Genomic DNA, 4,937 nt, shown 5'->3' with positions numbered 1-4,937 from the left:
CTGATTGCTAAGAACCCCGATGGCTGCACCAATACGGTTACAAAACCCATCTTAGTTTATCCCAATATATCTGCCGGTTTTATCATGTCAGAAGATACTGGCTGCCATCCATTTGTGGTTACTTTTACCAGCCTGACGCCAGGCGCTGATACGATAAAATGGGATTTCGGGGATAGCAGCGCTTTAACCACAACACCACCAAACATCCCTTTTTCGCATACCTTTTCAAATCCATTTACTATCGGTGACAGTACCTATATTGTTACATTGGTAACCATTTCAAATTCCGGCTGCGCATCTGCTACGGTCAGTGATACTATAACAGTACATCCAAAGCCCAATGCACAGTTTAGCGTGAGTAGAGATACTATCTGCAGCCCGGATACAATTACAATCATTGACGGCTCAACGGGATTTGACAGCTTATTCTGGGATTTTGACGATGGAAATACTTTAGATACGAATGCAGGAGGTACTATCACACATACCTATGACAATACTACCAGCAGCACAAGAACCTATATATTGCAACTGATTGCTAAGAACCCCGATGGCTGCACCAATACGGTTACAAAACCCATCTTAGTTTATCCCAATATATCTGCCGGCTTTATCATGTCAGAAGATACTGGCTGCCATCCATTTGTGGTTACTTTTACCAGCCTCACGCCTGGCGCAGATACGGTAAAATGGGATTTTGGAGATGGGGATACCAGTATGCAGCAAAACCCTACTCATATTTTCACAAATACAGCTACCAGCGGTGATAGTACCTATACCGTTGAGTTGGTAACTATTTCAGCGTTTGGCTGCGGTTCAGATACAATCCGGGATTCCATAACGGTGCATCCAAAGCCGGTAATTGATACCTTTACTGTAGATACAACAGATGGCTGTTCGCCTTTAACGATCACTTTAAATGGTGCGGCTTCAGGTGCGTCTGTTTATTATTGGGATTTTGGTGATAACAACTCTGATACGAGCTCGGGTGACTCTACTATTGTTTATATTTATACCAATATTACAGCTAATCCGGTACCTTACAACCCCACCTTGCTTGTACAAAATAGTGATGGCTGTACGGACACTCTTTCACGTTCAGTAACGGTTTATCCTGATATCACAGCCAGCTTTATCCCATCCGATACAACGGGTTGCCATCCACTTACTGTTAATTTTGTCAGTTTAACTCAAGGAGCAGATTCGATAAGATGGGATTTTGGAGACGGCAGTCCCATTGATTCAACTCCGGCTCCCACACATACATTTAGAAACCTTTCACCCGACACCGATAGTGTTTATACTGTTCGATTAGTAACAATTTCACAATTTGGTTGTGCTTCAGGTACGATCACTCATACTGTAACGGTACATCCAAAGCCTGTTATTGATACATTTACTGTAGGTTCTTTTGGTTGTCATCCACTTAATAATACAATCTGTATTTCGGCTACACATTCGGGTAACGCTGCTTATTTTTGGGATTTTGGTGACAATAATTATGATACAACCACAGTAGATTCCTGCATTACCCACCTTTATACTAACCCAACTGATAGTGCCCAGTTTTATAATCCATCTATCACTATCCTTACTAATGATGGATGCAGCAGGGATAGCTCAAGACAATTTATACTTTTGCCTAAGGTTACCGCAACATTTGTTGCTTTGCCAGATACACATGGATGTCATCCTTATACGGTAAATTTACAGAATCTCTCTACAAATGCTATAGGCGGTTATCAATGGGATTTCTCTTATGACAGCATAACATTTAATACTGATTCTACACTATCAAATCCTTCCTATATTTTTACCAATACTGATACATTCGTTGATACTACTTATACTGTTATGTTAATCGCTACCGGATTCCCCATATGTAAAGATACTGCCATACAACAAATAGTAGTGCATCCAAAGCCCAGTGCGGTGTTTAGCGTAAGCGATGATACGGTTTGCAGCCCGTTTACAGATACAATAACACATAGCTCAACCGGCTATGACACTTTATTCTGGAATTTCGGAGACGGTACTTTTGATACAACAACTACTGCCGATTCGTTAACTTTCACGCATTTCTATAACAATACTACAGTCAATACGGTACCTTATACGTTACAGTTGATTGCAAAGAACAGCGATGGATGCACTGATATTTTTACCCGGGCAATTTTAGTTTATCCCAATATAACGGCAGACTTCTCCATGCCTGATTCGATAGGATGCCATCAATTTACAGTACCATTTTTTAACTTTCCAACAGGAGCTGACACGATCAAGTGGAATTTTGGAGATGGAAGCCCGATTGTTACAATCAATAACCCATCACATACCTTTACCAATACAAATTCAGATCCATCTGTTGATAGCACTTATACTGTTCAGTTAATAACAATCTCATCGTTCGGTTGTGAGTCCGATACGATCAGCAAAACTGTAACGGTGCATCCAAAGCCAACTGCAAATTTTACTGCTGCTCCTACTTCGGGTTTTGAGCCCCTTATTGTAACGATTACAAATTTCGCATTAACTTATGATAGCCTTCACTGGGATTTTTGTGACGGATTTGAAAATACTACTACTGATTCTACATTTTCTCATACCTATACAAACAATTCAGATACCACAATTTGTTACTGTGTGGAGCTAATTGCTGTTACCGACAGTGGATGTGCTGATACGTTGAGGGATTCAATTTGTGTAGATCCGTCAGTTAATGCCGACTTTGCCATGTTCCCCAATGATTCGGGTTGTCATCCATTTACAGTTACATTTTTTAACTTTTCAACTGGGGAGGACAGTTGTAGATGGATCTTTGGTGACGGAAGTCCCATTGATACAGCCTGCAATCCAATACATACATTTTTAAATCCTCCCCCTTCAACAAGTGATAGTACTTTTACTGTTACTTTAGTCGCTCTTAATAATTTTGGTGCAGTGGATACAATACAAAAGAATGTGGTGGTACATCCAAAGCCTGTTATTGATACATTTTTTGTAAATTCTATTGGCTGTCATCCTTTAAATAATGAAATTTGTGTTTACGCTACACATTCAGGCAGCGCTACCTACTACTGGAATTTTGGAGACAATACATTTGATACAACTACCGTAGATTCCTGCATTACCCACCCTTATACTAACCCTACTGATAGCGTCCAGTTTTATAATCCATCTATCACTATCCTTACCAGTAATGGATGCAGCAGGGATAGCTCAAGACAATTTACACTTTTGCCTAAGGTTACCGCAACATTTGTTGCTTTGCCAGATACACATGGATGTCATCCTTACACGGTAAATTTACAGAATCTCTCTACAAATGCCATAGGCGGTTATCAATGGGATTTCTCTTATGACAGCATAACATTTAATACTGATTCTACACTATCAAATCCTTCCTATATTTTTACCAATACTGATACATTCGTTGATACTACTTATACTGTTATGTTAATCGCTACCGGATTCCCCATATGTAAAGATACTGCCATACAACAAATAGTAGTGCATCCGAAGCCCAATGCGCTGTTTAGTGTTAGTGATGATACGATTTGCAGCCCGTTTACAATTACAATAACTGATGGTTCTGTGGGTTTTGATAGCATTTTGTGGGATTTTGGCGATGGATTTACGTTGGATACCACTGCTATAACTACTATAACACATACTTATAACAACACGAATCCGGGCCCTGTTACCTATATTTTGAAGTTGATTGTAAAAAACAGCGATGGCTGCACGGATACATCTACTCTGCCAATTTTGGTTTATCCAAATATTGTAGCCGATTTTAACATGCTCCCCAATGATACGGGCTGTCATCCATTTACTGTAACCTTTTTCAATAATTCGCAGGGAGACGATACATGTAAATGGGATTTTGGTGATGCAGGCTCTGATACAATCTGTAATCCGGCACATACATTTGTTAATACAACCGTTACCGGACCTGATACTTGTTATGTAGTTGAACTGATCGTTGTTTCTCAATATGGATGCGATGATACCATTAATAAAAATGTATGCGTGCATCCAGAGCCATCTGTGCTGTTCAGTGTGAGTGATGATACCGTCTGCAGCCCCTTTACAATTACAATAGCCGACAGTTCCCTGGGATTTGACAGCTTACTGTGGAATTTTGGTGATGGAAATATGTTAGATACAACAGCTATATCTACAATAACACATCTCTATGACAATACTACAGGCAGTCCGGTAACTTATACCTTACAGCTGATTGCAAAGAACATTGATGGCTGCACTGATACCTTTACACAAGCAATTTTGGTATATCCCAATATTGTAGCTAACTTTACATTCCCCGAAGATACCGGCTGCCACCCTTTTGCTATAAACTTTTTTAGTTCTTCTGTTGGAGCAGATACGTGTAAATGGGACTTCGGTGATAGCAGCCCGGCCGATACATCATGCAATACAATAACACACACATTTAATAACCTATCCATTACCGGACCTGATACTTGCTATACTGTTGAGCTGACCGTTCTATCTCAGTATGGATGCAGCGATACAACTAAAAAGAATGTCTGTGTACATCCAAAGCCAGATGCTTTGTTTAGTGTCGATATTGATACAGTTTGCAGTCCTGATACGATTACTATTACTAACGCATCTTCAGGCGTTAGTACATTACATTGGAATTTTGGTGATGGAAATACATTAGATACAACGCCAATAACTACAATAACTCATATTTATGAAAATACTACTCCTGATTCTTTAACTTATCAATTGGATCTAATAGCAGAAAACAGCGATGGCTGCACAGATACGTTTACCATACCAATTTTAGTATATCCAAACGTGACGGCCGACTTTTCAATGTTTCCTAATGACACGGGATGTCACCCGTTAACAGTAAACTTTTTCAATTTCTTAACTGGTGTTGATACGATAAGATGGGATTTTGG

It is taken from the genome of Cytophagales bacterium, from assembly GCA_019456305.1.
In the GTDB taxonomy this organism is placed as follows: Bacteria; Bacteroidota; Bacteroidia; order Cytophagales; family VRUD01; genus VRUD01.
Note: the sequence above shows the minus strand (reverse complement) of the source record.